The 25,292-nt window shown below is 58.1% G+C and carries 23 protein-coding genes; 4 read left to right on the forward strand and 19 right to left on the reverse strand.

What is annotated here, in order from left to right; all coding sequences use genetic code 11:
* From PEH01S_RS23100 to PEH01S_RS23160, 13 genes are all read right to left on the reverse strand, one after another.
* A partial coding sequence (locus PEH01S_RS23100) for an MBL fold metallo-hydrolase (RefSeq protein WP_164827991.1) occupies positions 1–435 on the reverse strand: 435 nt, incomplete at its 3' end.
* 49 nt (positions 436–484) lie between these two features.
* Positions 485–1,684 carry an NAD(P)/FAD-dependent oxidoreductase gene (locus PEH01S_RS23105; protein ID WP_127488285.1) on the reverse strand — a complete coding sequence of 400 codons (1,200 nt, stop codon included), beginning with the start codon at positions 1,682–1,684 and terminating at the stop codon, positions 485–487.
* A 126-nt stretch (positions 1,685–1,810) separates the two neighbouring features.
* Positions 1,811–2,455: a response regulator gene (locus PEH01S_RS23110; RefSeq protein WP_127488287.1), complete on the reverse strand. Its 645-nt coding sequence runs from the start codon at positions 2,453–2,455 to the stop codon at positions 1,811–1,813.
* A complete protein-coding gene (locus PEH01S_RS23115) occupies positions 2,379–3,479 on the reverse strand; it encodes a PAS domain-containing sensor histidine kinase (RefSeq protein ID WP_025848309.1) in 1,101 nt (366 codons plus the stop codon). Before PEH01S_RS23115 ends, PEH01S_RS23110 begins: the two co-directional genes overlap by 77 nt.
* A 170-nt stretch (positions 3,480–3,649) precedes the next feature.
* Entirely contained in the window at positions 3,650–4,840 is a 1,191-nt protein-coding gene (locus PEH01S_RS23120) for an anhydro-N-acetylmuramic acid kinase (protein ID WP_127488289.1), read from the reverse strand.
* Entirely contained in the window at positions 4,834–6,465 is a 1,632-nt protein-coding gene (gene nagZ / locus PEH01S_RS23125; protein WP_025848306.1) for a beta-N-acetylhexosaminidase, read from the reverse strand. The genes PEH01S_RS23120 and nagZ overlap by 7 nt, the downstream gene beginning before the upstream one ends.
* Positions 6,462–7,637 (reverse strand): exo-beta-N-acetylmuramidase NamZ family protein, encoded by a 1,176-nt coding sequence (locus tag PEH01S_RS23130; protein WP_127488291.1) that lies wholly within the window; start codon positions 7,635–7,637, stop codon positions 6,462–6,464. Before PEH01S_RS23130 ends, nagZ begins: the two co-directional genes overlap by 4 nt.
* A gap of 3 nt (positions 7,638–7,640) precedes the next feature.
* Positions 7,641–8,360 carry a DUF2189 domain-containing protein gene (locus PEH01S_RS23135; RefSeq protein WP_127488293.1) on the reverse strand — a complete coding sequence of 240 codons (720 nt, stop codon included), beginning with the start codon at positions 8,358–8,360 and terminating at the stop codon, positions 7,641–7,643.
* 203 nt (positions 8,361–8,563) lie between these two features.
* Positions 8,564–9,676, reverse strand: coding sequence for an ABC transporter ATP-binding protein (locus PEH01S_RS23140; RefSeq protein WP_127488295.1), 1,113 nt, complete (start codon positions 9,674–9,676; stop codon positions 8,564–8,566).
* 17 nt (positions 9,677–9,693) lie between these two features.
* Positions 9,694–10,527 carry a carbohydrate ABC transporter permease gene (locus PEH01S_RS23145; protein WP_025848301.1) on the reverse strand — a complete coding sequence of 278 codons (834 nt, stop codon included), beginning with the start codon at positions 10,525–10,527 and terminating at the stop codon, positions 9,694–9,696.
* A 12-nt stretch (positions 10,528–10,539) separates the two neighbouring features.
* On the reverse strand, positions 10,540–11,484 hold the full coding sequence (locus tag PEH01S_RS23150; protein ID WP_025848299.1) for a carbohydrate ABC transporter permease: 945 nt from the start codon (positions 11,482–11,484) through the stop codon (positions 10,540–10,542).
* A gap of 94 nt (positions 11,485–11,578) precedes the next feature.
* Entirely contained in the window at positions 11,579–12,955 is a 1,377-nt protein-coding gene (locus PEH01S_RS23155; protein WP_025848296.1) for an ABC transporter substrate-binding protein, read from the reverse strand.
* A gap of 16 nt (positions 12,956–12,971) precedes the next feature.
* Positions 12,972–13,844 carry a MurR/RpiR family transcriptional regulator gene (locus PEH01S_RS23160; protein WP_025848295.1) on the reverse strand — a complete coding sequence of 291 codons (873 nt, stop codon included), beginning with the start codon at positions 13,842–13,844 and terminating at the stop codon, positions 12,972–12,974.
* Positions 13,845–14,052: 208 nt separating this feature from the next.
* On the opposite strand from PEH01S_RS23160, the gene PEH01S_RS23165 reads away from it, so the two are divergent.
* From PEH01S_RS23165 to PEH01S_RS23180, 4 genes are all read left to right on the forward strand, one after another.
* Positions 14,053–14,994: a BadF/BadG/BcrA/BcrD ATPase family protein gene (locus PEH01S_RS23165; RefSeq protein WP_025848293.1), complete on the forward strand. Its 942-nt coding sequence runs from the start codon at positions 14,053–14,055 to the stop codon at positions 14,992–14,994.
* Between the two features lie 14 nt (positions 14,995–15,008).
* Complete coding sequence (gene murQ / locus PEH01S_RS23170; RefSeq protein WP_127488297.1) at positions 15,009–15,920, forward strand: N-acetylmuramic acid 6-phosphate etherase; 912 nt, start codon at positions 15,009–15,011, stop codon at positions 15,918–15,920.
* Between the two features lie 32 nt (positions 15,921–15,952).
* Complete coding sequence (locus PEH01S_RS23175; protein ID WP_025848290.1) at positions 15,953–17,095, forward strand: GNAT family N-acetyltransferase; 1,143 nt, start codon at positions 15,953–15,955, stop codon at positions 17,093–17,095.
* A 110-nt stretch (positions 17,096–17,205) separates the two neighbouring features.
* Positions 17,206–17,553: a DoxX family protein gene (locus tag PEH01S_RS23180; protein ID WP_127488299.1), complete on the forward strand. Its 348-nt coding sequence runs from the start codon at positions 17,206–17,208 to the stop codon at positions 17,551–17,553.
* Between the two features lie 74 nt (positions 17,554–17,627).
* Here PEH01S_RS23180 and PEH01S_RS23185 read toward each other — a convergent pair whose 3' ends face one another.
* From PEH01S_RS23185 to PEH01S_RS23210, 6 genes are read right to left on the reverse strand one after another with little or no spacing between them, the layout of a single operon-like run.
* Positions 17,628–17,882 (reverse strand): copper amine oxidase N-terminal domain-containing protein, encoded by a 255-nt coding sequence (locus PEH01S_RS23185; protein ID WP_127488301.1) that lies wholly within the window; start codon positions 17,880–17,882, stop codon positions 17,628–17,630.
* Between the two features lie 55 nt (positions 17,883–17,937).
* Positions 17,938–20,226, reverse strand: coding sequence for a cellulose biosynthesis cyclic di-GMP-binding regulatory protein BcsB (locus PEH01S_RS23190; RefSeq protein WP_164827993.1), 2,289 nt, complete (start codon positions 20,224–20,226; stop codon positions 17,938–17,940).
* Between the two features lie 23 nt (positions 20,227–20,249).
* Entirely contained in the window at positions 20,250–21,524 is a 1,275-nt protein-coding gene (locus PEH01S_RS23195) for a glycosyltransferase family 2 protein (protein ID WP_025845293.1), read from the reverse strand.
* Positions 21,517–23,268, reverse strand: a complete 1,752-nt coding sequence (locus PEH01S_RS23200; protein WP_127488305.1) for a polysaccharide deacetylase family protein — start codon at positions 23,266–23,268, stop codon at positions 21,517–21,519. Before PEH01S_RS23200 ends, PEH01S_RS23195 begins: the two co-directional genes overlap by 8 nt.
* Positions 23,234–24,088, reverse strand: coding sequence for a GGDEF domain-containing protein (locus PEH01S_RS23205; RefSeq protein WP_164827996.1), 855 nt, complete (start codon positions 24,086–24,088; stop codon positions 23,234–23,236). The genes PEH01S_RS23200 and PEH01S_RS23205 overlap by 35 nt, the downstream gene beginning before the upstream one ends.
* Positions 24,069–25,205 (reverse strand): glycosyl hydrolase family 8, encoded by a 1,137-nt coding sequence (locus PEH01S_RS23210; protein WP_127488308.1) that lies wholly within the window; start codon positions 25,203–25,205, stop codon positions 24,069–24,071. The genes PEH01S_RS23205 and PEH01S_RS23210 overlap by 20 nt, the downstream gene beginning before the upstream one ends.
* Positions 25,206–25,292: the final 87 nt, after the last annotated feature.

The raw sequence follows: 25,292 nt of genomic DNA on the forward strand, positions 1-25,292 counted from the left end.
CCCCGTGAAAATGCCCATCGGCTCGTCGGCGCCCCCGCCGAGATCGGTCAACATTAGCGAGATGCTCTCCGGCGTATGGCCCGGCGTGTGCAGAACCTCGAACGAAAGGTTACCGACCGCAAACCGGTCCCCGTGCTTTATGAGCCGGCACTTCACCTCTTCCGCGTACCGGTAACGCCAATCGTCGCCGCCCTCGTCCGACAAATACAGCTTTGCCCCATGCGCGACGCCAAGCTCGCGGGCCCCCGAGACGAAGTCCGCATGAATATGGGTTTCCGTAGCAGCAACAATGCGCAGCCCTTCCGCCTCGGCGGTCCGCAGGTAAGGCGCCGGATGGCGGCCGGGGTCGATCACGATCGCTTCGCCCGTCCGTTGACAGCCGACCAGATAAGAGGCGTGAGCCAGTTTTTCATCGTAAAAATACCGCAGCAGCATATTCCTTCCCCCTTTTACAATACTCTCATTGCCAATAGGATTCGCCGCGTTACATCCGTCCTTTTAGCATGCCGTTCCAATACATGACGGGCAGCACATTTTTCTTCAGCAAGTACATGCTGAGCCGCTCCTTCGATTGATCGAACGGGAACGTCTCCTTCGGCGTCAGATTGTAATCGAACTCGGCCAGCACCAGCCGGTTGTACCCGGTGACCAGCGGGCAGGACGTGTAGCCGTCATAGCTTGCGGTCAGCGGCTCGCCTTGCAGGAATGCCAGCACATTCCGCTCGACGACCGGAGCCTGCTTGCGGATGGCCGCGCCGGTTTTGGACGTCGGCAAATTCGCGCAGTCCCCCAGGCCGAATACATTCGGGTACGCTTTATGCTGCAGCGTGGAAGGATCGACATCGACCCAGCCTCCCTTGTCGGCGAGCGGACTTTCGCGGATAAACGCCGGTGCATGCATCGGCGGCGTAACGTGAATCATGTCGTAGGAGAGGACTTCCTGCTCCTTCGTACCCAGATGCTCGAACACCGCCTGCTTGGCCCCCGGACGCAGCTCAATCAGATGGGTCCGGTACTTCGTCTCAATCTTTTTCCGCCGGATGACTTGCTCCAGCGTGCGCGCGTATTTGGGAACGTCGAAAATGACGTCCTTGGCCGAGGCGAAAATGATATTCGAGCGGTCGCGCACCCCCGATTTGCGGAAATAGTCGTCCGCCAAATACATGATTTTTTGCGGCGCGCCGCCGCACTTGACCGGCGAATTCGGATGCGTGAAGATCGCGGTCCCGCCTTGAAAATTCCGGATCGCGTCCCAGGTGCCGTCTACCGTCTCGTACGCGTAGTTGCTGCACACGCCGCCAAGGCCCAAGGCTTCCTTCAAGCCTTTGATGCGTCCCCAATCGATTTCCAGACCTGCTGCCACCACCAGGCAATCATAGCTAACGACTCTTCCCGGCTGCGTCAGCAACCGGTTGTCCTCCGGGGCAAACGATACGACCGCCTCTTGAATCCAGTCGACACCGTCCGGAATAAGCGAGGCCATGTCCCGCTCCGTCTCCTCCTTCTTCGCCGCGCCTGCGCCGACCAAGGTCCACAGAGGCTGATAATAATGCTTCGCCGCCGGATCGATGAGCGCGATTCGTCCCCTGAGCGACCGGGAAGCCCGGGCTAAGCGTGCCGCCACGGAAATACCGGCGGTTCCTGCGCCTGCGATCACAACGGAATAATGCTCTGGAGCTGCCATAATCATCCTCCCGCTTAAGTGTTAGGGTTTCCCCCGAATGCTGTTCTTGCGGTGCGATTTCCGTCAACGCCAGTGTACTGCCGGGCCGCTTCTTGCGCCATAGGGGAACTCCCCTACGGCCGCCGCTCAAAGCGCAAGCTCCAGATAGTTGTTTTTGATCGCATATTGGATTAATTCGTGCTTCGTATCCAGCTCCAGCTTTTGCATAATGTTCGTTTTGTGGTTTTCCACCGTTTTGACGCTGATGGATAATTGCTCCGCGATCTCTTTGTTGGCGTAGCCCAGCACGGTCAGGCGGACGATCTGCTTCTGGCGGGTCGTGAGCGGAGACAGCTGCCGCTCCTCATCGGCATGCATCCACTGCCTGATAGTATCGTCCGACACGGAGGTTTTGTAAAAGCGCTTGCCTTGGACGACTTCGACAATCGCCTGATGCAGCAGCTCGCCGTGACTGTTCTTCAAAATGTAACCGTCGGCCTCTACCCGAACGGATTGCCGTACGAAAATTTCTTCGTCGTGCATGGTCAGAATGACCGTCTTGACGGAAGGATGCCGCCTGCGGATTTCCCGGCAAGCGGCAAAACCGTCCAGTCCGCTGGGCATAGACAAGTCCATAACGACGACATCCGGCTGCAGCCGGCCCGTCATGTCGACGGCCTCGCAGCCGTCCTGGCTTTCGCCCACGATTTTAAGCTCAGGGTAGCCTTCCAGCAGCATGCGAAGTCCCTTGCGGACCATCGTGTGGTCGTCGACCAGCAGCACGCGTATCATGCTCTTCCGCCTCCTTGTACGGTACTTTGACTTGGATGGCGGTCCCTTCGCCGGGGAGGGACCGGATGTGCAGCCGCCCTTCCATTTGGCCGGCCCGCTCTTCCATATGCTTGAGCCCGAGTCCTTCGTCCACGCGATTACGGATAAACCCGATCCCGTTATCCTGTACCGTTAGCACAAGCTCGGCCCTCTCGCGGTACAAAATCACTTCGACGAGTCCGGCTTTCGAATACTTCAAAGCATTGTGCAGCGCCTCTTGAATGATCCGGTACAGATGGATTTCCAGAGCCGGCTTCAGCCGATGGCCGACTTGGCTGTGGCTGAACGTCAGCTGCCGGTCGGGATGCGCTTTGTTCAAGGTGGAGACGAGATGGTTCACCGTCGGAATGAGACCGAGCCGGTCCAGACTGTGGGGACGAAGCTGGAGCGAGTACAGCTTGACGTCCCGGATGACCTTTTCCAGTTCGTCCACGATCTCCTGCATATAGCCTCCCCAAGACTCTTCCTGGTGCTTCATCCGGGAGCGGATCGCCTGCAGGCCCACAGACACGGAATACAACGATTGCCCGACGCCGTCGTGCAACTCCTGCGCGAGCCGTTTGCGTTCGTTTTCCTGGGCTTCCAACGTTTTTTGCAGTACCATTTTGGAAATTCTCGCTTCTTCCTCCTTCCGTTTGGAGGTCAGGTCCTTCAGAACCAGAAGCACTTCCTGCCGCCCCTGCCCCGCATTCTCGTAAATGACGGCCGTGCTCATTTCCATTTCTACCAGACCGCCTTCGTACGTCGGCATGGAGGACAGAAAGTACGGGACCTCCCGTTTGGCCAGCAGATAACAGCGTTCTTCCCCCGGCTCCAGCGCTCGGGTTTGACAGTAGGAGCAGTACGGCACGTGCCCGCCTTCGCTCCAGCCGGTAATTCGTTCGGCCGACGGATTCATCATCACAATCCTTCGCTCTTGGTCCATCACGATGATGCCGTCCTGCAGGTGGGTGTAAATTTGCTTGAAATAATCGTTTTGATCCATCATAGGAACCTCGCAAAATATGGAAATAATATTATTTATTTTCCTTTTTTATGTGCGATGCGTCAAATTTGCGGCAGAAAAAAACAGCAAGCCTTTCCAAGAACGTTCGGATGATGCGCGAACGTTCTCTGGAAAGGCTTGCTGCATAAGGCAGCGAATTATAGGTCCGGTCATTCCGGCAAAGCGAGCTTGCCCATGACGGTGGGACGCGAAGCGCCGGTCGCGGATGGCAGCTGGTTCGGAATGCCGTGCAGGAAATTGTTCGCAAACACGGCAAACGCGATCGCTTCCTTGGCATCGCCGGAGATGCCGAACGCATCCGCTGTCAGCACCCGCTGCTCCGGCAGCAGTCCGGCAAGCATGTGCAGCAGCGTCCGGTTGTGCGCCCCGCCGCCGGACACGATCACTTCGTCCGCCCGGCAGGCGGGGAAGACGAAGTCGCGGTAGCCCGCGGCAATGGAACGCGCGGTGAAGGCCGTGAACGTGGCGACGATGTCCGCGTCCGCGAGCCCCAGCCGCCGCGCTTCGCCGATCCATTCTGCCGCGTACGGCTTGCCGAACATTTCGCGGCCCGTCGTCTTCACGGGCTTCAGCGCGAAGTACGGATGGCTGAGCATCCGGTCCACGAGCGAATCGTCCGCCCGCCCTTGCGCCGCCCAAGCGCCTCCGTCATCGTAGCTCTTGGTGCCCCCGGACAGCTGATAGACGGCTTCGTCGATCAGCATGTTGCCCGGCCCCGTATCGAAGGCGATGACCCCCTCCGGCAGACCGCCCGCCGGGATGGCGGTGCAGTTGCCGATTCCGCCGATATTTTGCGCGATTCGCCCCTTGTCCGCGTCCCGGAACAGGATGAAATCGGCGTACGGCACGAGCGGCGCGCCTTGCCCGCCAACCGCCATATCGGCGGTCCGGTAATCGCCGACGACCGGCTTGCCGGTAAGCTTGGCGATCACCGACAGATCGCCGATTTGCAGCGTCGAGCGGACCTGACACCATTCGCCCGGGTCGGCCTCGGGAATATGCCATACCGTCTGGCCGTGCGAGCTGACGAGGTCGATCTCGTCCATCGACAGTCCCGCTTCCGCAGCGGCCAGACGTACCGCCTCCGCGAAAATGCGGCCGAGATAAAAGTTCATGCCGCACACCATCGCCACGTTGGACCGGTCCAGGCTGCACAGCTCCTTCAGCTTTTCGCGGAGCGTGTCGTCGTATGAAACCGCGGTGTAATGAACGAGCTCGACCTTCGTATCAAGCCCTTGGCCTTCGATGCGGACGATGGCGGCATCGACGCCATCGAGCGACGTGCCGGACATCAGACCGGCGACCAGCCGCTGCGGTTTGCGGAAGTAGGACGCTAGCATGACCCGTCCGCCCCCCATCCCGCCGGGTAAGCTTCGCTGACCGTGACCGGCAGCCTGCCCCGCATCGGGATCGCGCCGGTCAGCCCCTTGGCTGCGCTTTCCAGCGCGAGCGGCCTCGATTCGTACACGGCAACATAGGTCGATATGCCCGGGAATTCGCGCAAATCGTACGGATTACGCAGCGCGACGACAACCGGGCGTTTGCCGAGCGATTGCAGCGCTTCGATCAACCGGACCTGCCCGGGATAAAAGGAAGCGTTGTACGTGCCCACCACAATCTGCCCGAACGGCTCCGCCTGCGTCAACAGCGCTTGCAGCGCCTCGCCGTCCGGAGATACGGGAATGATCCGTTCGACGACCTCCAGCCCTTGCGCAGCCAGCGCTTTTCCGAGCGTATGCGGCATATCGACGGCTTCGTCGGCAATCGAAGTCGCAACAGCCGACGTATGGATCACCAACGTCGGAACGCGCCGGAGCGGCAGCAGCCGCTCCTCGTCTTTGACCAGCGTCACGCTCGCCTCGCTGATCCGCCTCGCCGTCTCCCGGTGCTCCTCGCAGCCGACGGAGCGGAGCGCCGCTTCATGCGGCTGCGGCGCTCCGCCCGTCCCGGCGGCCAGCCGCTTCCGCTTCAGCGCAAGCAGCCTGCGGACCGACGCGTCGATCCGCTCCTCGCTGATCCGCCCGGAGCGAACCGCCTCCAGCAGCGCGTCGAGCGCGCCCTCCTGCAGCTCGCGGCTGTGGCTGATCAAGACGATGTCCGCGCCCGCTTCCACAGCCAGGACTGCCGCTTGCACCGTGCCGTAATGGGCGGCAATCGCCTGCATCTCCATGCAATCCGTCACGATAACGCCGTCGAAGCCAAGCTCCTCCCGCAGCAGTCCCGTCAGTACGCGGCGGGATAATGTCGCGGGCAGCCGCTCCGGCTCGAACGCCGGAAACACGATGTGCGACGACATGACCGCATCGACGCCTTCGGCAATGGCGCGCCGGAAAGGCACCAGCTCGACGGCTTCGATGCGCTCGCGCGAATGCGGGATCGTCGGCAGATCGAGATGCGAATCCGTTGCGGTGTCGCCGTGTCCCGGAAAATGCTTCGCCGTCGCCGACACGCCCGCGTCCTGAAAGCCGCGGATCGCTGCCGCCCCGTACTCCGCAACGGCCTCCGGGGCTTCGCCGAAGGAGCGTACCCCGATCACCGGATTGGCCGGATTGTTGTTGATATCCAGATCCGGCGCAAAATTCACGTTGATGCCGAGCGCCCGCAGCTCGCGGCCGGCAACGAGAGCCGCTTCGTACGCCGCCTCCCCCGAGCCCCCGGCGGCAATTGCCATCGCTCCCGGCATCAGCGCGACGCCTTCCGTCACGCGCGCTACCATGCCGCCTTCCTGATCGATGGAAATCCACAACGGAGCCGTTCCCGCCCGCTGCGCCGCCTCCTGCAGCTTCCCGGTCAAAGCCGCGACCTGCGCCGGGTCCTGCACATTGCGCGCGAACAAAATCACGCCGCCGATCCGCCGCCGTTCGATCAAGTCCAAAATATGCCCGTCCGGCTCCAAGCTGTGGAAGCCTGCCTGGATAAGCTGTCCGACCTTTTCCTCCAACGTCATGCCTGCAAGCTCCATCATGCTTCCCCTCCGTACAACAAATAAGACCGCCTCGCGTCGTCCCATGCCTTCGCTTGCGCGTCCCATAACGATATAATCCGGTTCAGCCCAGCCTCCGTCTGAATCGAAGTCCGGACCTGATCGCTGCCGGACAAATAGTCGATAAAAGGCTTCCGTCCTTCCTTAAACGGCGGCGTCCATTGGAACTGCGCCGGGTAGAGCGCCGCAATCGCATGCAGCAGATGCAGCGCCGTCGCAACGGAACGGTACGCCGCCGGATCGGTCACGAACAGCTGCACGCCGCTGCACAGCTCGCCCTGATACTTCGAGAACGTCGGCGTAAAATAGACCGGCTGCAAGTGCACGCCCGGCAGTCCCAAGCGGTTCACCGCTTCGCCGACCGTGCGTCCGTCCATCCAGGGCGCGCCGAGCAGCTCGAACGGCCGCGTCGTCCCCCGTCCTTCGGACACATTCGTGCCCTCGAACAGGCAGTTTCCCGCATACACCCGCACCGTGTCCATCGTCGGCATATTGGGCGAAGGCATGATCCATGGCAGCCCCGTGTCGGGGTATTCCATGTCCCGCTTCCAGCCGAGCAGCGGCACGACCTGCAAGTCGCACCGCACAGGCAATTGGCTGTTCACGTATCCCGCAAACTCGCCGATGGTCAACCCCGTGCGGAACGGCGCCGCCCACGCGCCTACCATCGACTCGTAGCCCGGCTCCAGCATGCCGCCCTCGCTGACGAGACCGCCGAGCGGATTCGGCCGGTCGAGCACAATCAGCCGTTTTCCGCAGGCCGCGCACGCTTCCATCATGTAAACAAGCGTGCTCAAGTACGTGTAAAAGCGCACGCCCAAGTCTTGAATGTCGAAAACGACGGCATCCACCCAGTCCATCATCTCTTCCGTGGGCCGTTTGTGGTCCCCGTATAAACTAAAGACGGGAATCCCCGTCTTGTCGTCCTTCTCGTCGCCGAAGCGGACCCCCGCCTGCCGTTCGCCGCGAATGCCGTGCTCGCAGGCGAACAGCGCCGTCAAAGCCGCCGACTTGAACCCGGTGCACCCGTCGATCACGGATTCGAACCGCCGGTTGATCCCCGTCGGGTTCGTCAGCAGCCCGAAGCGCTGCCCGCGAAGCCCGGATTCCAGCAGCGGAAGACGGTCCGCTCCCGTCTGAACCATCCGCTCCATCGCTCAACTCTCCCTGCCTGCAAAATGTAAGTCGCCGGACACGGCTGTCGATTCGTCCGCCCCGCTACCGGACCGGGATGCCTCCTCATCCTTCCGCAGCACGTTCGCCGTGACCAGATTCGCAAAAAATCCGATCATCCCCATATACAAGCAGGCGAATCCGACGACCGTCACGCCCAGCAGAACGGCGAAGCACAGCATCTGGAAGCAAGCGCCGATCGTATACATCGGACGGGCGACGAACAGCTTGACGCTGCGGCCCATGGCGCTGAAGATGCCGAGCCGCTCCTGAACGACCAGAGACAGCGTATAGGTCTGCGATATGAAAAAGAGCGCCACGAAGTAGGTCTGAAACACGGCCAGCGCCAATGGCATCATCCCGCTCCGGCTGCCGTAATACCACCAGGAGGAGACAAGGATCAGCACGAATAAGGCGCAGACCAGCCCGAAGACGAGCGCAGAGCCGTAATGGGCCAGCGTTCCTTTGAGCATGGTCCGCACGCTTCCCTTTTCCCCTTGCAGAATGCGGTGACACGCGTAGAGCGCGCCCGCCGCCAAAGGCACGTACAGCAGCACCAGTACAAGCAAGGCCAGCGGCACGGGCAGGAAGAGCAGCACCGGAAACAAGACGAGCGAGCTGACGATGCTGAACAAGGCGACATGAATGATTTCGCGGTACGTTTGCAATCCCGACCGCACCATGATTTCACTAAGCTTCCGCATCGGACATACCTCCCTTTTTTAGAAAAGTTCGGTGAATATGAGCGGAGCAACCGAAAGCGCTCTGTAGAAACGAAGTGTTCGCCTTTGTTTCCGGATTTCAACCTTTTAAGGAGTTGTAAGATCATGAAATCCGGGAACAAGAGCGATCGGAAGAGTGCTTCGGATGCGCAGCGCCAGCTATTCACCGGACTTTCCAGCTTCTTTTACGCCTCCAGCACGATACGTTCTTCCGTAGCCGGATCGAAGAAATTCAGCTTGCCTCCGTCGAAGGCGAACAGCTTCGCTTGCCCCACCTGCGCCGTCGTCTCCGGATGGACGCGTGCCGTCACCATCCGCTGGCCGACCCGGAAGTACACGAGGTTCTCCGCACCCAGATTTTCCACGACCTGCACGACGGCGTTCAGCCGGTACGCCGATGCGGCCGTCGGCGCGTACTCCTCGCCGTATATATTCTCCGGGCGCACGCCCAGAATGATGCTTTTGCCTTCATAGGCTTTCAGTCCCCGGACCGCGGCGTCCGTCAGAGCGAAGGAGGCCCCTTCTACATGCACGTGTCCGCGCTCGATCCGAGCGTCCATAAAGTTCATGGCCGGCGACCCGATAAATCCGGCGACGAACATATTGCTCGGCCGGTTGTACAGCTCCGTCGGCGACGCAATCTGCTGGATGCGCCCCTGGTTCATGACGACGATCCGTTCGCCGAGCGTCATCGCTTCGACCTGATCGTGGGTCACATAGACGATGGTCGCGCCGAGCCGTTTATGCAGCTCCGCCAGCTCCACGCGCATCTGAATGCGCAGCTTGGCGTCGAGGTTCGAGAGCGGCTCGTCAAACAGGAACACCTGCGGATCTCGCACGATGGCGCGTCCGACGGCCACCCGCTGGCGCTGTCCGCCGCTGAGCTCGCGCGGCTTGCGGTCCAGCATGTCGGTCAGTCCCAGAATCGACGACGCCTCCTTCACCTTGCGCTGAATCTCGTCCTTCGGGCGTTTCAGGTTTTTGAGGCCGAAGGACAAGTTTTCTTCAATGGTCATGTGCGGGTACAAGGCATAATCCTGAAACACCATCGCAATGTCGCGGTCTTTCGGATGCATTTGGTTGACGAGGCGGTCCCCGATGTAGATATCGCCGCTCGTCTGCCGCTCCAGCCCTGCGATCATGCGCAGGGAGGTCGTTTTGCCGCAGCCCGAGGGGCCGACGAACACGACAAATTCCCGGTCTTCGATTACAAAATTGGAGTTTTCGACCGCGGTAAAGGTCCCTTTTTTGTCGTCCACATACTCTTTGCGTATATTTTGAAACACCACGCGTGCCATCGCTTCGCTTCCTCCTTCTAGCCTTTCACGGCTCCTATGGTGATCCCTTGCAGGAAATATTTTTGCAGCGCGAAGAACAGGATGATCATCGGCAGAGCGCCGATCGTCGCCCCCGCCATAATCGCGCCATAGTCCGTGGACTCGGCAAATTTGAAGCTCGCGAGACCGACCTGGATCGTCCGCATCTCACTTGAGCGCGTCACGAGGAACGGCCAGAAAAAATCGTTCCAGTTCGCCACGAACGTGAAAATCGCCAGAACGGCGAGGCCGGGCTTGGCCATCGGCAGGATGATTTTATAAAAAATGCCGAATTCGCTGCAGGCATCGATGCGTGCGGCATGAATAAGCGATGTCGGTAACGTGGACATGTACTGCTTCATGAGAAAAATATTCCCGACGCTGACCAACGTCGGTATGATCATCGCCGTATACGTATCCGCCAGGTCGAAGACGTTGATCACCAGCACGTACAGCGGGATCAGCGTGACCTGCGCCGGAATCATCATCGTGCCGAGCAGCACCCAGAAGATCGAATTGCTCCCGGGAAATTTGAGCTTCGCGAACGCATAGCCCGCCATGGAAGCGAAGAGCAGGTTCGTGACGGTCAGCACGGAAGAGACGAACAGCGAGTTCAACAGCCATTGGACGGCGTTGTTTTTCATGAAAAAGCGCTCGTACGGCGCGACGGACCAAATGTCCGGAATCATCTGCGGCTTGAAGACGGCCGAGGCCAGCGAATCCTGAAACGAGCCGATAATCATCCAGTACAAGGGGATGACCGTGATGACCGCCCAGAAAGCGAGGATGATCACTGCAATGCCGATGAAGATCACTTTCGATTGGTTGCTCAACGCAGTCACCCCTTAATATTCGATGTCCGATGAGAAATATTTGAATTGAATGATCGAGATGATAATAATGACGATGGCCAGCACGAACGATTGCGCAGACGCCAAACCGAAGTCATAAAATACGAACGCCGTCTGATAAATGAGATAAGCGATCGTCGTCGTGGCGAAGTTCGGACCGCCCTGCGTCATCAGGTACACGCTGATGAACACCTGGAACGAGGTGATGACCCCCGTCACCAGCAAGTACAGCGTCGTCGGCTTGAGCAGCGGCCACGTAATTTTCGTGAACTTCGTCCAGCCGCTCGCATGGTCGATATCGGCCGCCTCGTACAGCGATTTCGGAATGCCGCCCATCGCCGCGAGGTACAGGATGATGCCGCCCCCGTGCGAGCCGAGGTATGTCATCAGCATCAGCGAGAACAAGGCGCTGTTCGATTTTCCGAGCCAGATGACCGGATCGATGCCGAACCAGCCGAGCACCGTGTTCATCGGTCCCCAAGGGGTCGGATCGAAGATCGCCAGCCAGACGAGCGAGATCGTCACACCCGAAACGACGCCCGGCAAGTACAAGGCCGCTTTGAAAAACGTCTGCCACGACTGACGCATCTGGAAGATGAGAAAAGCGAGCAAGAACGTCAAAATTATGTTGACCGGCACCGTGCCGATGGTGAAAATCACGGTATTTTTCATCGACTTCCAGAACACTTCGTCCTGAAACATAAACTTGTAGTTATCCAGGCCGACCCAATCCGTTTTCATGACGGTATACTTCTGAAAGCTCATCAGAAACGCCGAGATGACCGGATACAAGGTGAACACCAGAAAGAGCAGCACCGGAACGAGGATAAACAAGTACGACCAGCCGTAATCCCGGATGAACTGCTTGACGGAAGTGTTCGCCTTCCTTTGCCCGATGGCTGGGCCCGGCACACCCGGCCCGTTGTGTAAATTGTCCATGGCGATCCTCCTTCATGCCTATGCCGGCGAGTCCGAAAAAAAAGGCCCCATATGACTCCATACAGGGCACCTTTTCGCACGGCTTGTTGCTGAATTACTGGCCGAACATTTGCTTGCCTTTGGTTTTGAATTCTTCGGCGATTTGCTCCGGCGTTTTCTCTCCTGCGAACAACGCCTGGAAGGCCGGCTTCTGCACCTGCTCCCGGAATTGCTTCAGCTTCGTCGACTTGTCGACGTCCAGATTGTTCTCGACCGATCCCGTGGTGCTCTTCATGAAATTTTGTGCGGCTTCCCAGTTGTACTTCTGGGCTTTGCCCTTGCCTTCGTACATTTTCGCCTGGGATTTGCGGACGAACGGCAGGTTCAGCTCGTTGGAGGAGTTCCCCGCTTTTGCACCGCTCAGCGCTTCCATCACGAGGAAAGTGTTCTTGGCGTGCTGCTCGCCTTTGTCGTTCTTCTGCTTGAACATGACATAGCCTTCGCCCATCACGTACGTCTTGCCCGGTGCATTCTCATGGTGCGGAACCGGCAGCAGGATGAAGTCGATTTTCTCGCCCTTCAGTTTGCCCGCGTCGATATCCTTGTTGCGGTTGGCGATAATCGTATCGTAATAAGGCAGCGCTTTGCTGATGACGGCGGCTTTGCTGTCGTAGAACATTTGCGTTCTTTGCTGCGGGTTGAGTCCGCCCGTTTCCTTCGGCATTACGCCATCCTTCATCAAGCCGTCGATGAATTTGAGGGAATCGAGAATTTTGTCGTCGTTCCAAATGAACTTGCCCTTCTCGTCCAATACGTCGACCAGACCGGCGTTTTGCGTAATCAGCTGGCTGAAATCGAGGCTGGTGCCGTCCGTCACGAGACCGTACTGCATCGAGCCGTCAGGCAACTTCTTGGTCATCTTCTTGGCGATTTCGCTGAATTCGGACCAGGTCCAGCCCTTCTCCTGAATCTTCTTCCAGTCGACGCCCGCTTCTTCCAAAATGCGCTTGTTGCCGCCCCAATTCCATTGTCCCGCAGTCAGCGGCAAGCCGTACTGCTTGCCTTGAATTTTGGCCAGATCAAGCATGCCCGGCAAGTAATCGTCCTTGATTTCCGGAGTCAGGAACGGGTCGAGCTGGATGGCAAGCCCCGTGTTGACATAGTGCCCCGACACCGCATGGTAATACAAATCCGGCGGGTCGCCCGCGTTCAGAGCAATGTCGAATTTCTTCGGACCTTCGGCCCAAGACAACATTTCGTATTCCACTTTAATGTGCGGGTACTGCTTGTTGAAATCGGCGATCAGTTCCTTGATGTCCTTCTCGTAATCCCCATGAACCGGGTAGGCCCATACCTTGACGGTATCGGGCTTCTTGTCGTCCTTCGCGGCTTCGCCGGGCTGGGCGTTGGTTCCGCCTTCTTTTTTGGCGCAGGCGGAAACAAATACGAGACTTAAAGCTACCGTCATGGCAAGCAGTTTGCTGACCTTCATACATCCATCCCCTTAGTTAGCTTTTATGATTAAATTTAGTCATGCCGTTCGCAAGTTCCCGGATCGCCTGACGGCTTCGGTCGAGGTACATGACGGACTGCTCGTAGTTGTTGCTTGCGACCCCGAGGTATAAAATATCAATCACGTTAAGCTGGGTAATCCGGGACGACATCGCCCCGCTTCGGATCTCGTTCTCCGTCGAGGAGATGCAGAGCGGAATGTCCGTGTACTGGGCAAGCGTCGTGCTGCCGTACTTCGTGATGCCGATGGTTACGGCGCCGTTCTGCCGGGCGGCTTTCAGGGCGGCGATGACTTCCTTCGTTTCGCCGGAGTACGAGATGCCGACGGCGACGTCCTCCTCTGTCAAGGTAACGGCCGACGCGAGCTGCACATGCGGATCGGCAAAGCAGAAGCACGTCCGGTTGATGCGCAAAAATTTCTGCTGCGCGTCCTGACCGATCAGATTGGAAGCGCCGATACCGAAGAAATAAATCCGCTTCGCCTGATGAAGCGCCTGCACCGCCTTGGACACCTGCTCCAAATCGAGAATTTTCACCGTGTCGTGGATCGCTTGAATATTATTGTTGGAAACGTGCTGCACGATCGTCGCAATCGAATCCTGCGGCCGGATTTCCTGGTAGCCTTGGACGCCCCCCGTCTCCCGGAGGTCTCCCGCCACCTTCAGCTTCAAATCCTGGTAGCCCTTCACGCCCATCGATTTGCACAACCGGATGATGGCGGCCTGACTGGCCCCGCTCGCTTCGGCCAACTGGGCGACCGACAGCTCGATCATCCGCTCGGGATGCGCAAGCACGTACTCCGCGACCTTTTTCTCCGAAGGATTCAGCCCTTCCAAAATCTCTCTTAACCGAACCAAACCTCCATGCATAGCGCTCACCCCCACTCTTCTGTAACCTATTATCACACATAATGTTATAAATTGAAACACAATGGCGTTATTGATACCGTTTCCAATGATCAAGCTCATTATAGCGCATTTGAAATTTTAAATCAATATTATTTTTATATCGTGAAATTTTGTTTTACAACCAAGCTTCGTTGTCTTATACTCAAATTATGCAAAGAAGGTGATAAAGATGGATTATATCGTCGGACTCGATGGCGGCGGCACCAAAACGGAAGCGGTCGTCATTGACACTTCGGGCAACCGGCTCTTCGGCTGTACGGGCGAATCGACGAATTCGAAGGCGATCGGCTTCGAGCAGGCTTCCCGTCATCTGGAAGCCGTGCTGGACCAAGTGCTTCAGCATGAAGCCTGCGCAAGCGGACGCTGTCTGGCCGTCTGCATCGGTATGGCCGGCACCGATACGCCGGAGGAAAAGCAAGCGGTCGAAGCCGTTATTCGGGCTTATCAGGCGGGAATCGGCGCCTCGTTTGAGGTGTTCGTGCGCAACGATGCGGAAATCGTCCTGATGGCTTCGCTTCGCCGCGAATACGGCATCGCCGTCGTCTCCGGCACCGGCTCGATCGTCTTCGGCTGCACACCGGAAGGCCGGCGGTACCGAGTCGGCGGCTGGGGTCATCTGCTCGGCGATGAGGGAAGCGGTTACCAAATCGGACTTCACGCGCTGCAAGCCGTGATGCGCAGCCATGACGGCATCTGCCCGGCAACGGCATTAACGGATATGATCCGGCACACGTATGGTTTTGACTCGATTACCGAACTGAAAACGTACATCTACGGACCGGACATCCGCAAAAAAGACGTCGCCGCCTTTGCCGAGCTGTGCATCAACGCCAGCAAGCAAGGGGATGCCGTTGCCGTGCGCCTTATTGAAGGCGCGGCTGTAGAGCTTGCCGTCGCGGCGGCAGCCTTGGTCCGCAAGGACGCCTGGTTCCCGGATTCGGACCTAGTGACGACGGGCTCGGTGTTCAAGCATTCTCCTTTGTTCGCCAATACGTTCCGGCAGACGATCTCCGAAACGTTCCCCGGGCTGCGCCTGCACCCGGCTTCCGAGCAGCCCGCCGCTTACGGCGCCGCCTTGCTCGGCTTCGAGCTCTTTCAAAGAACGCGATAAAAGGAGCAGTCCCTATGTTTAACCTGCTGAACGAATTAACGACCGAACAGCGCAACCCGAACACGACGCAAATCGACCGGCTCAGTTCCGAGGAAATCGTCCGGCTCATCCACGCGGAGGACCGTCTGGTGACCGAAGCGGTCGGCCGCATACTCCCGCAGGTCGCACAGGCCGTGGACCGGATCGTCGCCGCTTTTCAGCGTCAGGGCCGGTTGTTCTACATCGGCGCCGGCACCAGCGGGCGGCTCGGCATTCTCGATGCCTCCGAATGTCCGCCCACCTACGGAACGGACCCGTCCATGGTGCAGGGCATCATTGCGGGGGGCTTTCAAGCGGTGAAAGACCCGGTCGAGGGAGCGGAAGACAGCGAGGAGCTTGGCGCGAAGGATATCGACGAGCATGGTGTCACGGACCGCGACGTAGTCGTCGGCATCGCCGCCAGCGGCCGCACCCCGTATGTGCTCGGCGCCATGAAGCGCGCGAAGGAAAAGCAAGCGACCGTGATTGGCCTGTGCAATAATGAGCATACCCCGATGACCGGCATCGCCGATCTGATGCTGGAAGCCGTCGCCGGTCCGGAGGTCGTGCTCGGTTCGACCCGGATGAAATCGGGTACCGCACAGAAGCTGATCTTGAACATGCTGACGACCGCCTCGATGATTCGCATCGGCAAAGTATACGAAAATCTCATGGTCGACGTTCTGCCTTCCAACGAGAAGCTCGTCTACCGTGCCAAGCGGATCATCGGCATGGCGACCGGCGCTCCGGAGGATGTCATCCATGAAGCGTATACCGCTTCCGGAAGACACGTCAAAAGCGCGATCGTCATGATTTTAGCGAAGACGGACCGGGACGGCGCGCGCGAGCTGCTGGAGCGCTCGGGCGGTTTTGTACGCCAGGCGGTGGCGCTGGCGAACGGCGATTAACACGAATCGAGGAACAAGGAGGAGAATTTACGGTGGCAGACATACGGCTCGTCCGGCCGGACGAGATAGCCGAAGCGGTCAAGCTTTCGGATTCGATTTTTCGCGATACGCAGCAGATTTCGATGAAGCCTGCGTTTCCCGACGTCTTTTCAGCGGCCTTGGGCCAGTCTTACGGAGCGTTCGAGGACGGGAAGCTGGTCTCGTTTATGGGACTCGTGCCGGTCACGATCCGCATCGGTAAGGCGGCGCTGGGCACGTATCAGCTCGGCTCCGTCGGCACCGATCCGGCTGCCCGGGGCAAGGGCTATGCCAGTCTGATTTTACAGCGTATTTTTGAACATATCGACAAGGCAGGCGCGTCCCTGCTGCTCATTTCGGGCGGCCGTTCCTTGTATACGCGGGTCAATTGCCTGCCGTTCGGAGTGATCCGCCGGTACACGGTGGACGCCGCTGCGGCGCAGGCCCTGCAAAGCCGGCATGCTTCCGAAGAAGTTCGGCTGCGCGATCTGGAGCCGACCGACTGGCTGTATCTGCGGGAGCTGGCGAGCGCAAGATTGGCCCGCTTCGAGCACAGCGTCACCGACCTGGCGAATCTGGTCCATAACGAAGCGCTCGTCAGCTGCATTAAGATGAAGCACCGGGTGCTCGTCGCCGAGCGACACGGGAAGCCTGCGGCGTTTCTTGTCGCTGCAGTGCCGAATCCGCCGCTCGTCCCGAAGCGGGTTCCGTTCCTGATCGAAGCCGCCGGGGACGGCCCGGCCGTTACGCTGCTGGCCGCGTATGCGCTCAAGCGGCTGGAGCTGGGGCAGATCCAGCTCCCGGTTTCCGTGCACGAGAGCGATTGGCTGGAGGCACTCGCCCCGGTGCCGTACCAGGAGGAGCCGAACCAAGGCACGGTCTACGTGGTCCGGCCCGAGCGCTTGATCGAGCAGCTCCGGCCGTACTGGGCGGAAGCGGCTCCGGGCCGCCATGAAGCGCTTCGCGTGCAATCGGCAGGCGACGGCCGGGTCAAGCTCGAATACGACGGCTTGTCGGCAGAGCTGGACCCGCAGGCGTTCATCTCGCTCGTCTTCGGAGGAGACGAAGGCATGGCGGAGCACTCCGCGCTTCGCAGCGCCTTGAAAGAGCTGTTCCCGGTGCCGTTTCCGTTTACGGCCGGGTTGAATTATGTGTGAGCGGGCTTCGGCCCGCTTTTTTGCGTTGACAAACGCCTGCCGCGGACTTATATTACTTTATAATAACATTACTCAAAAGTAATATATTCCTGTGAAGGGGCGGTGGTGACTTGTCCACGCTCGTTATCGTCATTCAAATTATACTGGCTGGGATGTTCTCGATTTCTTCCTTTATGAAACTGAAGCGGACATCGTCGATGGTCCAGCATTGGAACGAGTACCGGTACCCGATGTGGTTTTTGACCCTTACGGGCTTGGGAGAGCTTGCAGGCGTCGTCGCGCTTCTTGCGGGCTTCCGGTTTCCCGCGCTGCTGCCGTACGTCGGCTTGTTCTTCGTCGCCTTGATGGTGGGAGCCGTTCACGCGCATCTGTTCCGGGCGAAGCACCGGCCGGTGATGGCTATCAATGCCGCTCTGATGCTTGCGCTGTCCGTTGTCATGATCGCTGCCACATGGTGAACTCCGCCGCCTTTCGCGGAACAAAAATAGACCGGCCATCCCACAAAACGGGACGGAGCGGTCTATTTTTTGATTCATTCCTTCTTGGACTTCATTTCGATCACTTGCTTAGGAGCGTTCCACGTCACTTCATAATGAAGCGCCTCGCTGACGAAACGCAAAGGCACCATCGTCTTCTCGTTCCGAAGGGTGGCCGGCACCTCCAGCCGGACATCCTCGCCGTTCGCTCTAGCCACCGGATTGTTCAATTGCAGCGCCCCGAGACGAACCGTGTGATCGCCGGACAACGGGTGAAATTCTACGGCATGCTTTCCCTTGGGAAGCTTCACGACATATTGCCCGTCTTTGTAAAATACGGGAGCCTACCTTACTGCCCTTGCTGTTTTATTGCTTTCCGGCGTCCCGTTTCTCCTTGCGCCGCAACCGGATAAACACGATCAGCAGTCCGATCAGCAGCACCGGTATAAGCACCATGAGCCATACCGGAATACCTGGCGCTTTCCCCGTCGGATTGACCGCATTGCCGTCTTGAGCCGCCTTCGATTCCGAGGGGGCCGCAACGGTGAACACGGCTTTGGCCTTGTTCATAATGACGACTTGGCCCGGCTTCTTCGCGTTCTTCAAATATTGCAGCAGATTCGGATGAACAAAAGAGCCTTGCTCCCCTGCCCCGACGCTTACCTGCTGGAAGACGGCCATCACCCGGTTCTCGTTCCAGACCGACGGCTGGATCCAGGCCGCATAATCGGTCGTTTCGTTAATTGCGGCGTACTTCCCGAGCTGCAGTCGGTCGTTCTCCGTCGGAAGCAGCAGTTTGTCGCGCAGTTTCTGCAGCGACGGGAATTGACCGAGGTCTCCCGGCACGATCACATGATAATCCTTCAACTGCTTAAGCGTCTGATCGTCAAGCGGTTCGCGGAATACCGCGATCCGACGGTTCGTATCCGAAGCGGATGTCAAATCCCCGGCAAGCCGGGAAAGCTGCGACAGGAACGTCCCGTTCACCTGCTGCGGCACGAGAATGGCCGTACGATCCGTTCCTTGATCGCTTACAAAAGGCGCCGGCCAGTGCTGGAACGAGCTGTCCTTCGACATTTCGTGAGGCACGTTGAACGTGCTTGCTTTATCGACGAAAATCCACCGGCCATTGTTGCTGTCCCCGGTACAAGGACCCTCGGTCCGGCCGATATTGGCTGTAAATACAATATCCAGCGCGCCGCTGCTGTCGTTATCCTGTAAAGCGGAGGTTAAAGGGATGCTCACCGTGTACGTATCGCCTTGCGTTTTCGTTTTGCCCAGTTCCTGAAGGGATACCGTCTTGGGGATGCCGTTCACCGTTACCGTCAGTCCGTATTTTCCGTAACGGTCGGCCCCGGCTTCCTTCGCTTTTTTCTCGGTCTTGTGCTCCGTCTGCTCTCCGATCTCGGTCATCAGCAGCGGAGATACCTTCAGCTTCAGCTCCAGCGAGCTCTCGCCGGTCAGCTTCCAATACGACGGTACGCTTACGTTCAGCTTGCCGGATTCCGGCTTCGTCTCGTTCAGCAGCAGGTGCTCGGAGCCGAACGAAGCGAGCGTAAGCTTCTTCGGCTCGTTTCCTTCACCCGCAACCGCAGGCGTCTGGCGGATGACCAGATGGCTTCCGGTAAGCTGCTCCGCCAGCTTCGGGTTCGTTAACACGCGCAGCTTCTCCGCGATGGCCTCATCCTTGGCCGCGGACAGCAGCAGCATTTGCTTCGAGCCGTTCTTTCCGGTCTCCTCCAAGGACATATAGTCAAGCGCCAGCTCTTCGTTCTCGGCGCGAACGCCGTTGTCCTCGACAATTTTTTTCACCGGTCCGGTCCAAGCCCCGACACTTCCCATAGCAATAACATGGGCCGGTTTGCCGTCCGCCTTCGCCCATTCCGACTCCGTCATCATCGGAACCGGCTTTTTCGCCGCCGTCAGCGACGATAACCGGGCCGCCAGCTCCAAAGCGGAAGAAAGCAGCCCGGACGACGGGGCGTCCGGCACGACGATCACACCGTAAACTTCCTCCGTCGTCCCCGGCTCGACAAAAGGATGCGGGAACTCCTTCAGCGGGTCCGCTGTCGTGTATGTCGCTTTCGAATCGATATACACGAAAGACGAACGCGCGATTTGCAGCCAGTTGGCCGGGTTGTCCGGGTCCTCGCAGAAATCGTCCGAGACGACGCCGTGCTTGGCGAACGTTATCTTGTGAAAGCCGGGCTTCGCTTCGTCCGCCCCGAGCGCAATCGTCACTTTGCGCTGCTTCGCCTCCTCCTTGGTCAAAAACACGCTCTGCAGCGGCTTATTGTCCACAAGAACGGTCAAGGTAGACTGGGAAGGCAGCAGCAGATCGGAGTAGCTCAAATCGAGCTCCAAATAATGGTTGCTTCCAAGCTCGGCTTTCGGCACATTATAATACACGTCGTAAGACCGGTCTACCCCGGTCAGCATAATAGGCTCGTTGGCGAAGCGGTGCACGTAGCCCGGCGACAAAGCCGATACGTTCGAATCGGTCGTGACCGCCGTCCCCTCTTTCCAGGCGGTCGCCTTCACCTGCCGCCCGCCGTCCGCCCCCTCCGCCTTGACGGCGGGCGGTACTGATCCGGACGCCACAAGGACGGCGCTCAGCAATAAGATGGCCTTTCGGAGGCCGAAACCGTTGTTCATTGTTCTCTCACACCTATTCGTTGTCATGATACGGCCTCGCCCTTCTTGTCTTTCGAGAAGCGTTCCGTCTTGTACCATTTCGTCTCCTGACGAAACAGCACGCGTTTGATTTCCAAATATAAGGCATAAATGACCAGCGCGATCCACAGCTGGGAATAGGTAAAATACATCAGCAGCACGATCGCAAAATTTTTCAGCGTAAACTCCGTCTTTTCGATACTGAGCGCAATCATCACTTCCGTGGCGTACAGGAAGAACGCCAGAATCCACAAAATGATCGAAACGATGCCGACATCCAGATGTAAATCGACAAACAGGTTGATGACGAACAGCAGGTCCGATACGATCACGCCCATAAAAAACATAAAGTACGTGAAAAAGAAGTACACCAGGTCGAACACGATCCGCTTCTTTTTTAGCGAGAACAGCTGCCGCATAAATTTCAGCACGACGTATTGATTGCCGCGCGCCCACCGGGTCCGCTGCTTCCACCATACCTTCCACGTTTCCGGCTCCTGCTCCCACGTGATGGCGGCGGGAAAGAAGCGGATATAATAGCCGGCATCGTAGACGCGGATCGTCAGCTCCGTATCTTCGGCGAGCGCCTTCTCGTCCCAGCCTCCCAGCTGCTCGATCAGACTGCGGCGGATGGCGAAATTCGTGCCGGGAATCGTCGTCACCCCGAACCAATTGAAGCGGCCGGCCTGCGCCATCCACTGGAAGGAAATGGTTTCGATGTTGATGAAGCGCGTGAGCAGGTTGCGGGCTGCGTTCACGACGCGGAATTTCCCGACAATGACCCCTGCCGCCGGATCGTTCTGCATCGCCAGAACCAGGTAACGAACCGCCTGCCGTTCCGGCGTATTGTCCGCATCGTAGACGACGATAATTTCGCCGCTGGAATGGAGCAGGCCTTGGTTCAGCGCGCCGGACTTGCCTTTGCCCGCATTGGGCGGCTTGGTGTGGACCACTTGGACACACGGATATTTGGCCGCGTAGCTGTCCGCGATTTCGCCCGTCCGGTCCGACGAATTGTCATTCACGACGATGATCTCCAGCCGGTCCTTCGGATAATCGAGCCGGACCATCGCTTTAATCGTACGCTCGATCACAACCTCCTCGTTGTGCGCGGGAATCAGGATGCTCACTTTGGGAAGCGGGGCCTTGGCTTGCTCCCACTTCTCAATCGGCTTTCTGTACCGCAGATAATGCAGGTACCCCCCTTGCATCAGAAACATATGGTATAAGAGCATGATCCAGATCATCGTTAGCGATACATAAAATAAAATTTCAGCCATGGATGCTCCGCTCCTCAAACAACTGCTTTCGTAAGCTCATTCGAATACGAAGCGTATAGATCAGAAAGGCAATCACAGCCAGCGCAACGACCGCCGCAATGCCCCACAAAATTTTCTGCGATACTCCCATCTCCCCGAGCTCCGGCAGCGGGCGGGAAAGGCCCGTCGTGACAAGCGGCGTATTCGTACGGTCCACCGCTTGAAACCGCTCCGACGGCTTATGCTCCAGACGCTTCAAATCGATCCATTCCAGCCCCGGAACGGTTTCTACGGCCGCAAGAAACGCCTTCAGCCGGTCCGCCCCGAGATACGGATGATAAAACATGCCGATGACACCGCCGCTTACGAATTGCATTTGCCGCACTTTTCTGGCCGTCTCCGCAACCGCTGAAGGCGAGACGGCATCGTAATAGCCGATCGTCTCGGGCAGCAAGGTCATGCCGTGCAGGAACGCGGGAGCCGTGATATACGGAGCCGTGCTCATCCGCTGCCAATCGCGGTCGCCCAATTGAACCTGCCCGAGCACGTATTGAAAATATTCCGCAGCCACCCGGTACCCTTCCTGACTCATCGTGTAGTGCGGAGCCTCGAAGCCGAGCGGATACAGCCCAAGCTCCGTCAGCTCCTTAATGCCGCTCTCCAGCCGATGGCGGGTATACGATTCGTTGAATTGCCTGTTCTTCTCCACATAGCTCTCGTACGCTTCCTTACTCGGGAAATCGTGCCTGTGCAGGACCGTAATTTCCCGGTCGGGCTCGTCCATAATCGGCGCATTGTTTTCCACATCCCAGAACTCGAAGCCTTCTCCGGTTTCCGAATGTCTGTACTGGTGCGTATACCCGTGCAGAACGATGCTTGCGCCGCGCTTCTGCAGCTCTTTCAGCACTTCCACCAACTTCGGCGTATCCTTTAAACGCAGCTGCTCGTGCGTGACCGGATTCGTGTATACCGGGATGAGCGCGATCATATAAGGAATGCCCTTTTCCTCCAACACGTCGCCAGCCGCCTTCAGCAGCACGGGATCGGACTGCGGATGGATGTCTTCCAAACGAATGTAAGCCGGGTGGCCCGCCGCAGGCAGCTCCCGGAAAAAGGAATAAAGCCCTTCTCCCAAATAATATAGAAACGGCGCATCCAGATTGACCGAGGAAAAATAAAAGCTGTCCCGGTCCACCGCAAGCAGCGGATACGCCTGGTCCCCCTTCCAGCCCTGCAGCATCGCTTCGCCTTGACGGAGCGCGATCTGCGCAATCGGATAGGTCTGATCCAGCAAGTCGTAGGAGGAGTCGTCCCGCTTCGTTACTTTATGAATCGCCACCTTTTGCTCGACCGATATGTAGGAAAAGCGTTCGCCGAGCTGCCCGACATTGTCGCCGACAGCGAGAAACGGCCCGCGGTAGGCCGCCATGAGCTGCGCAGCCCGCTGCGGCAAAGCTCTGGGCACCGCGCCGTAATACACCAAATGCGAGATGTCGCGAAGGTCTTCGCTCTCTACGGCTTCATCGCTCTTGAATACGACATCCCTCGTAAAATGACCCAGCAGAAGATCCAAAATCCGGACCGGTTCGCTAATCGTCCCGTCCTCCGTCGTATACACGACCAATATTTTGCGGGCGTCGTCCGCTTCTTTCATCGCCGAACCCCACGCTCCGTGCGAATTTCCTATCAGCAGCAGCAATGCGCCAAGCCAGACGACGGCCCGGAACGTTCTATGGAATGTATTGCTCAAGCTCATCGCTCGCATGTTGCACCAGCTCCTTCGCGTCGCCAAGTCCCTCGTTATAGCTTGAAACGCCGAAAGCTACGCTTAGCGTAACGGCTTGCTTCTGATTGGCAAGCACGTGGGTTTTGAACAAGCCTCCGATTTTTCCGATGACGATATCCGCATTTTCTTCCTCGGTGTTCGACAAGATGACGGCAAACGTATCGTCCGCCATGCGGAATTTGCGGTCGGTCATTCTCGTATGGCTCCATAAAATACCGGAAAGGGATTGCAGCAGATGAAGCGTCTCCTTGGCGCCGTACAATTTTTGAAATTGCTCGAAGTACTTGACCTGAATCAACAGAAGAGTAAAGGGCGCGCCGGTTCTTCTCGAACGTTTGAACTCATCCTCCATTTCGAACAAGAAGCGCTTGTAATTGTCGAAGCCCGTCGCTTCGTCAATGGTAACAAGCTGGCCGAACTTCTCCTTCATCTCTTGATTTTCGGCCGCCATCGTCGCGACCCACTTGTGCAGCATGCCGGTGACGACCGGCGCCGCAAGGATCGCCGCCATCCAGATGACGATCTCTTTCGCAGACAGGAAGATCGCGGAAGACACGAACGCTTTCCACAACAGAATGGACCCGAACACAAACATGACGGCAAGACTGAGGCCGAGCCCGGCGACCAAGCCGAATACCGTGCCCGCGATGCCAATGAGCAGAACGGCAGCCAGCAAAAGCGCCTTGTTCCAGGAGACCGGAGGCGACCCGAACGCAAAATAGCAGGCAAGCGGCGTAAGCAGCAGCAAGAGGAGCTGATAGAAGAGATAGGTTTGATTTTTAGCGTAGAAGCCCTTCATCGTACATTTTCCTTTCCGCCAATAACGGAACGAGGTTGTCGAAAATATGCGTATCGTCATCGAACACAAAACCGCCATACCATTCGTTCGCGGGGTTCAAGATTTGAAAGCGCAGCATCCGGTAATACAGCGATTGGGCAAACTCCCGGTCCCCGAGCTCCACAGCGCTCAGAATCGCCAACCCGTATACCGCCGGAGATTCGAAGTCTACCGCGGGCAATTTGGATTGAGCATGGTACCTTCCGTACAGAACGCCGTGCTTATTGAATTGTTCCTTGAGCAAGGACCAGACTTCGTCGGAGGGGATACCCGCTTGAGCGCGATGGTAAACAATGTACAACTGATCGATCCAGTTGATCTCGTCGTTGTACAGATACGTTCCTTTATCTAAATCGTAGGAAAACGGGAACCACGCGTCGCGCGTCGGGAGATGTTTCAGAAAATCGACCGCGCCCGTGTACACCGGTTCGCTCAGCTTGCCGCGCTCGTACATCGCTTTGAATGCAGAGACATGCAAGTAGGACAAGGTTAAGACATTGCTTTTCCACGCGGAGGCATGGTCGTAGAAATCGGAGAACCGGCCGTCGTCCGTAACCATATGTTGGGCAATGCTGCCGGAGATCGTATCCGCCAGCTCCGTATAAGCCGGCTTGTCCCATCGGCTGCCAGCCTTGTACAAGGCGTCCGCAATCCGCAGATCGTCGATCAAGGCGTTGGTGTTGACCGCTTCGGACGACGCGCCGACCTTCCAATAAATCCAGCCGTCGTCTTTGAGAAAACGGGCTCGCAAGACGCCTACGTTTTGCTCGAATAAGGTCTTGTCGCCCTTCTGGACCGCATACTGAAGCCATAGCCCGATCGATTCGGAAAGCGCCTCTTCGCCCTGCGCCACATCCCGGCTCGCGGCCGCGTGCGGCTTCAAATTCGTTTTCAGCGTCCCGTCCGCGTTCACCATGTGCCGTCGGATAAAGATTTCTCCGGGCAGCCTGTCGCTCCGGGGCTCCGGATCTTCCGCCTTTCCCTTCAACGCATTCGATGCGAGTGGTCCTCCTGCCAGCAGTAAAGCGGCGGCCATCAGCATAACCAATAGAGCAACGGTAACATAAGCCCACCTCATTTTCGTGTCCCGTTCTTCCTTTCCATCCGGCAGCGGCAGCTTGTAAGGTCTGCGGTCCGTTGTTTGTATTTGCGAACAAAGATGTTT

The sequence above is a fragment of the Paenibacillus ehimensis NBRC 15659 genome (genome assembly GCF_004000785.1).
Taxonomy (GTDB): Bacteria; Bacillota; Bacilli; order Paenibacillales; family NBRC-103111; genus Paenibacillus_G; species Paenibacillus_G ehimensis.

What these genes read in the sequence shown, in the direction of transcription:
- PEH01S_RS23105 (WP_127488285.1), bottom strand. Translation starts at nt 1,684, where the DNA reads ATGGCAGCTCCAGAGCATTATTCCGTTGTGATCGCAGGCGCAGGAACC.
- PEH01S_RS23110 (WP_127488287.1), bottom strand. Translation starts at nt 2,455, where the DNA reads ATGATACGCGTGCTGCTGGTCGACGACCACACGATGGTCCGCAAGGGA.
- PEH01S_RS23115 (WP_025848309.1), bottom strand. Translation starts at nt 3,479, where the DNA reads ATGGATCAAAACGATTATTTCAAGCAAATTTACACCCACCTGCAGGAC.
- PEH01S_RS23120 (WP_127488289.1), bottom strand. Translation starts at nt 4,840, where the DNA reads ATGCTAGCGTCCTACTTCCGCAAACCGCAGCGGCTGGTCGCCGGTCTG.
- nagZ (WP_025848306.1), bottom strand. Translation starts at nt 6,465, where the DNA reads ATGATGGAGCTTGCAGGCATGACGTTGGAGGAAAAGGTCGGACAGCTT.
- PEH01S_RS23130 (WP_127488291.1), bottom strand. Translation starts at nt 7,637, where the DNA reads ATGGAGCGGATGGTTCAGACGGGAGCGGACCGTCTTCCGCTGCTGGAA.
- PEH01S_RS23135 (WP_127488293.1), bottom strand. Translation starts at nt 8,360, where the DNA reads ATGCGGAAGCTTAGTGAAATCATGGTGCGGTCGGGATTGCAAACGTAC.
- PEH01S_RS23140 (WP_127488295.1), bottom strand. Translation starts at nt 9,676, where the DNA reads ATGGCACGCGTGGTGTTTCAAAATATACGCAAAGAGTATGTGGACGAC.
- PEH01S_RS23150 (WP_025848299.1), bottom strand. Translation starts at nt 11,484, where the DNA reads ATGGACAATTTACACAACGGGCCGGGTGTGCCGGGCCCAGCCATCGGG.
- PEH01S_RS23155 (WP_025848296.1), bottom strand. Translation starts at nt 12,955, where the DNA reads ATGAAGGTCAGCAAACTGCTTGCCATGACGGTAGCTTTAAGTCTCGTA.
- PEH01S_RS23160 (WP_025848295.1), bottom strand. Translation starts at nt 13,844, where the DNA reads ATGCATGGAGGTTTGGTTCGGTTAAGAGAGATTTTGGAAGGGCTGAAT.
- PEH01S_RS23165 (WP_025848293.1), top strand. Translation starts at nt 14,053, where the DNA reads ATGGATTATATCGTCGGACTCGATGGCGGCGGCACCAAAACGGAAGCG.
- murQ (WP_127488297.1), top strand. Translation starts at nt 15,009, where the DNA reads ATGTTTAACCTGCTGAACGAATTAACGACCGAACAGCGCAACCCGAAC.
- PEH01S_RS23190 (WP_164827993.1), bottom strand. Translation starts at nt 20,226, where the DNA reads ATGAACAACGGTTTCGGCCTCCGAAAGGCCATCTTATTGCTGAGCGCC.
- PEH01S_RS23195 (WP_025845293.1), bottom strand. Translation starts at nt 21,524, where the DNA reads ATGGCTGAAATTTTATTTTATGTATCGCTAACGATGATCTGGATCATG.
- PEH01S_RS23200 (WP_127488305.1), bottom strand. Translation starts at nt 23,268, where the DNA reads ATGCGAGCGATGAGCTTGAGCAATACATTCCATAGAACGTTCCGGGCC.
- PEH01S_RS23205 (WP_164827996.1), bottom strand. Translation starts at nt 24,088, where the DNA reads ATGAAGGGCTTCTACGCTAAAAATCAAACCTATCTCTTCTATCAGCTC.
- PEH01S_RS23210 (WP_127488308.1), bottom strand. Translation starts at nt 25,205, where the DNA reads ATGAGGTGGGCTTATGTTACCGTTGCTCTATTGGTTATGCTGATGGCC.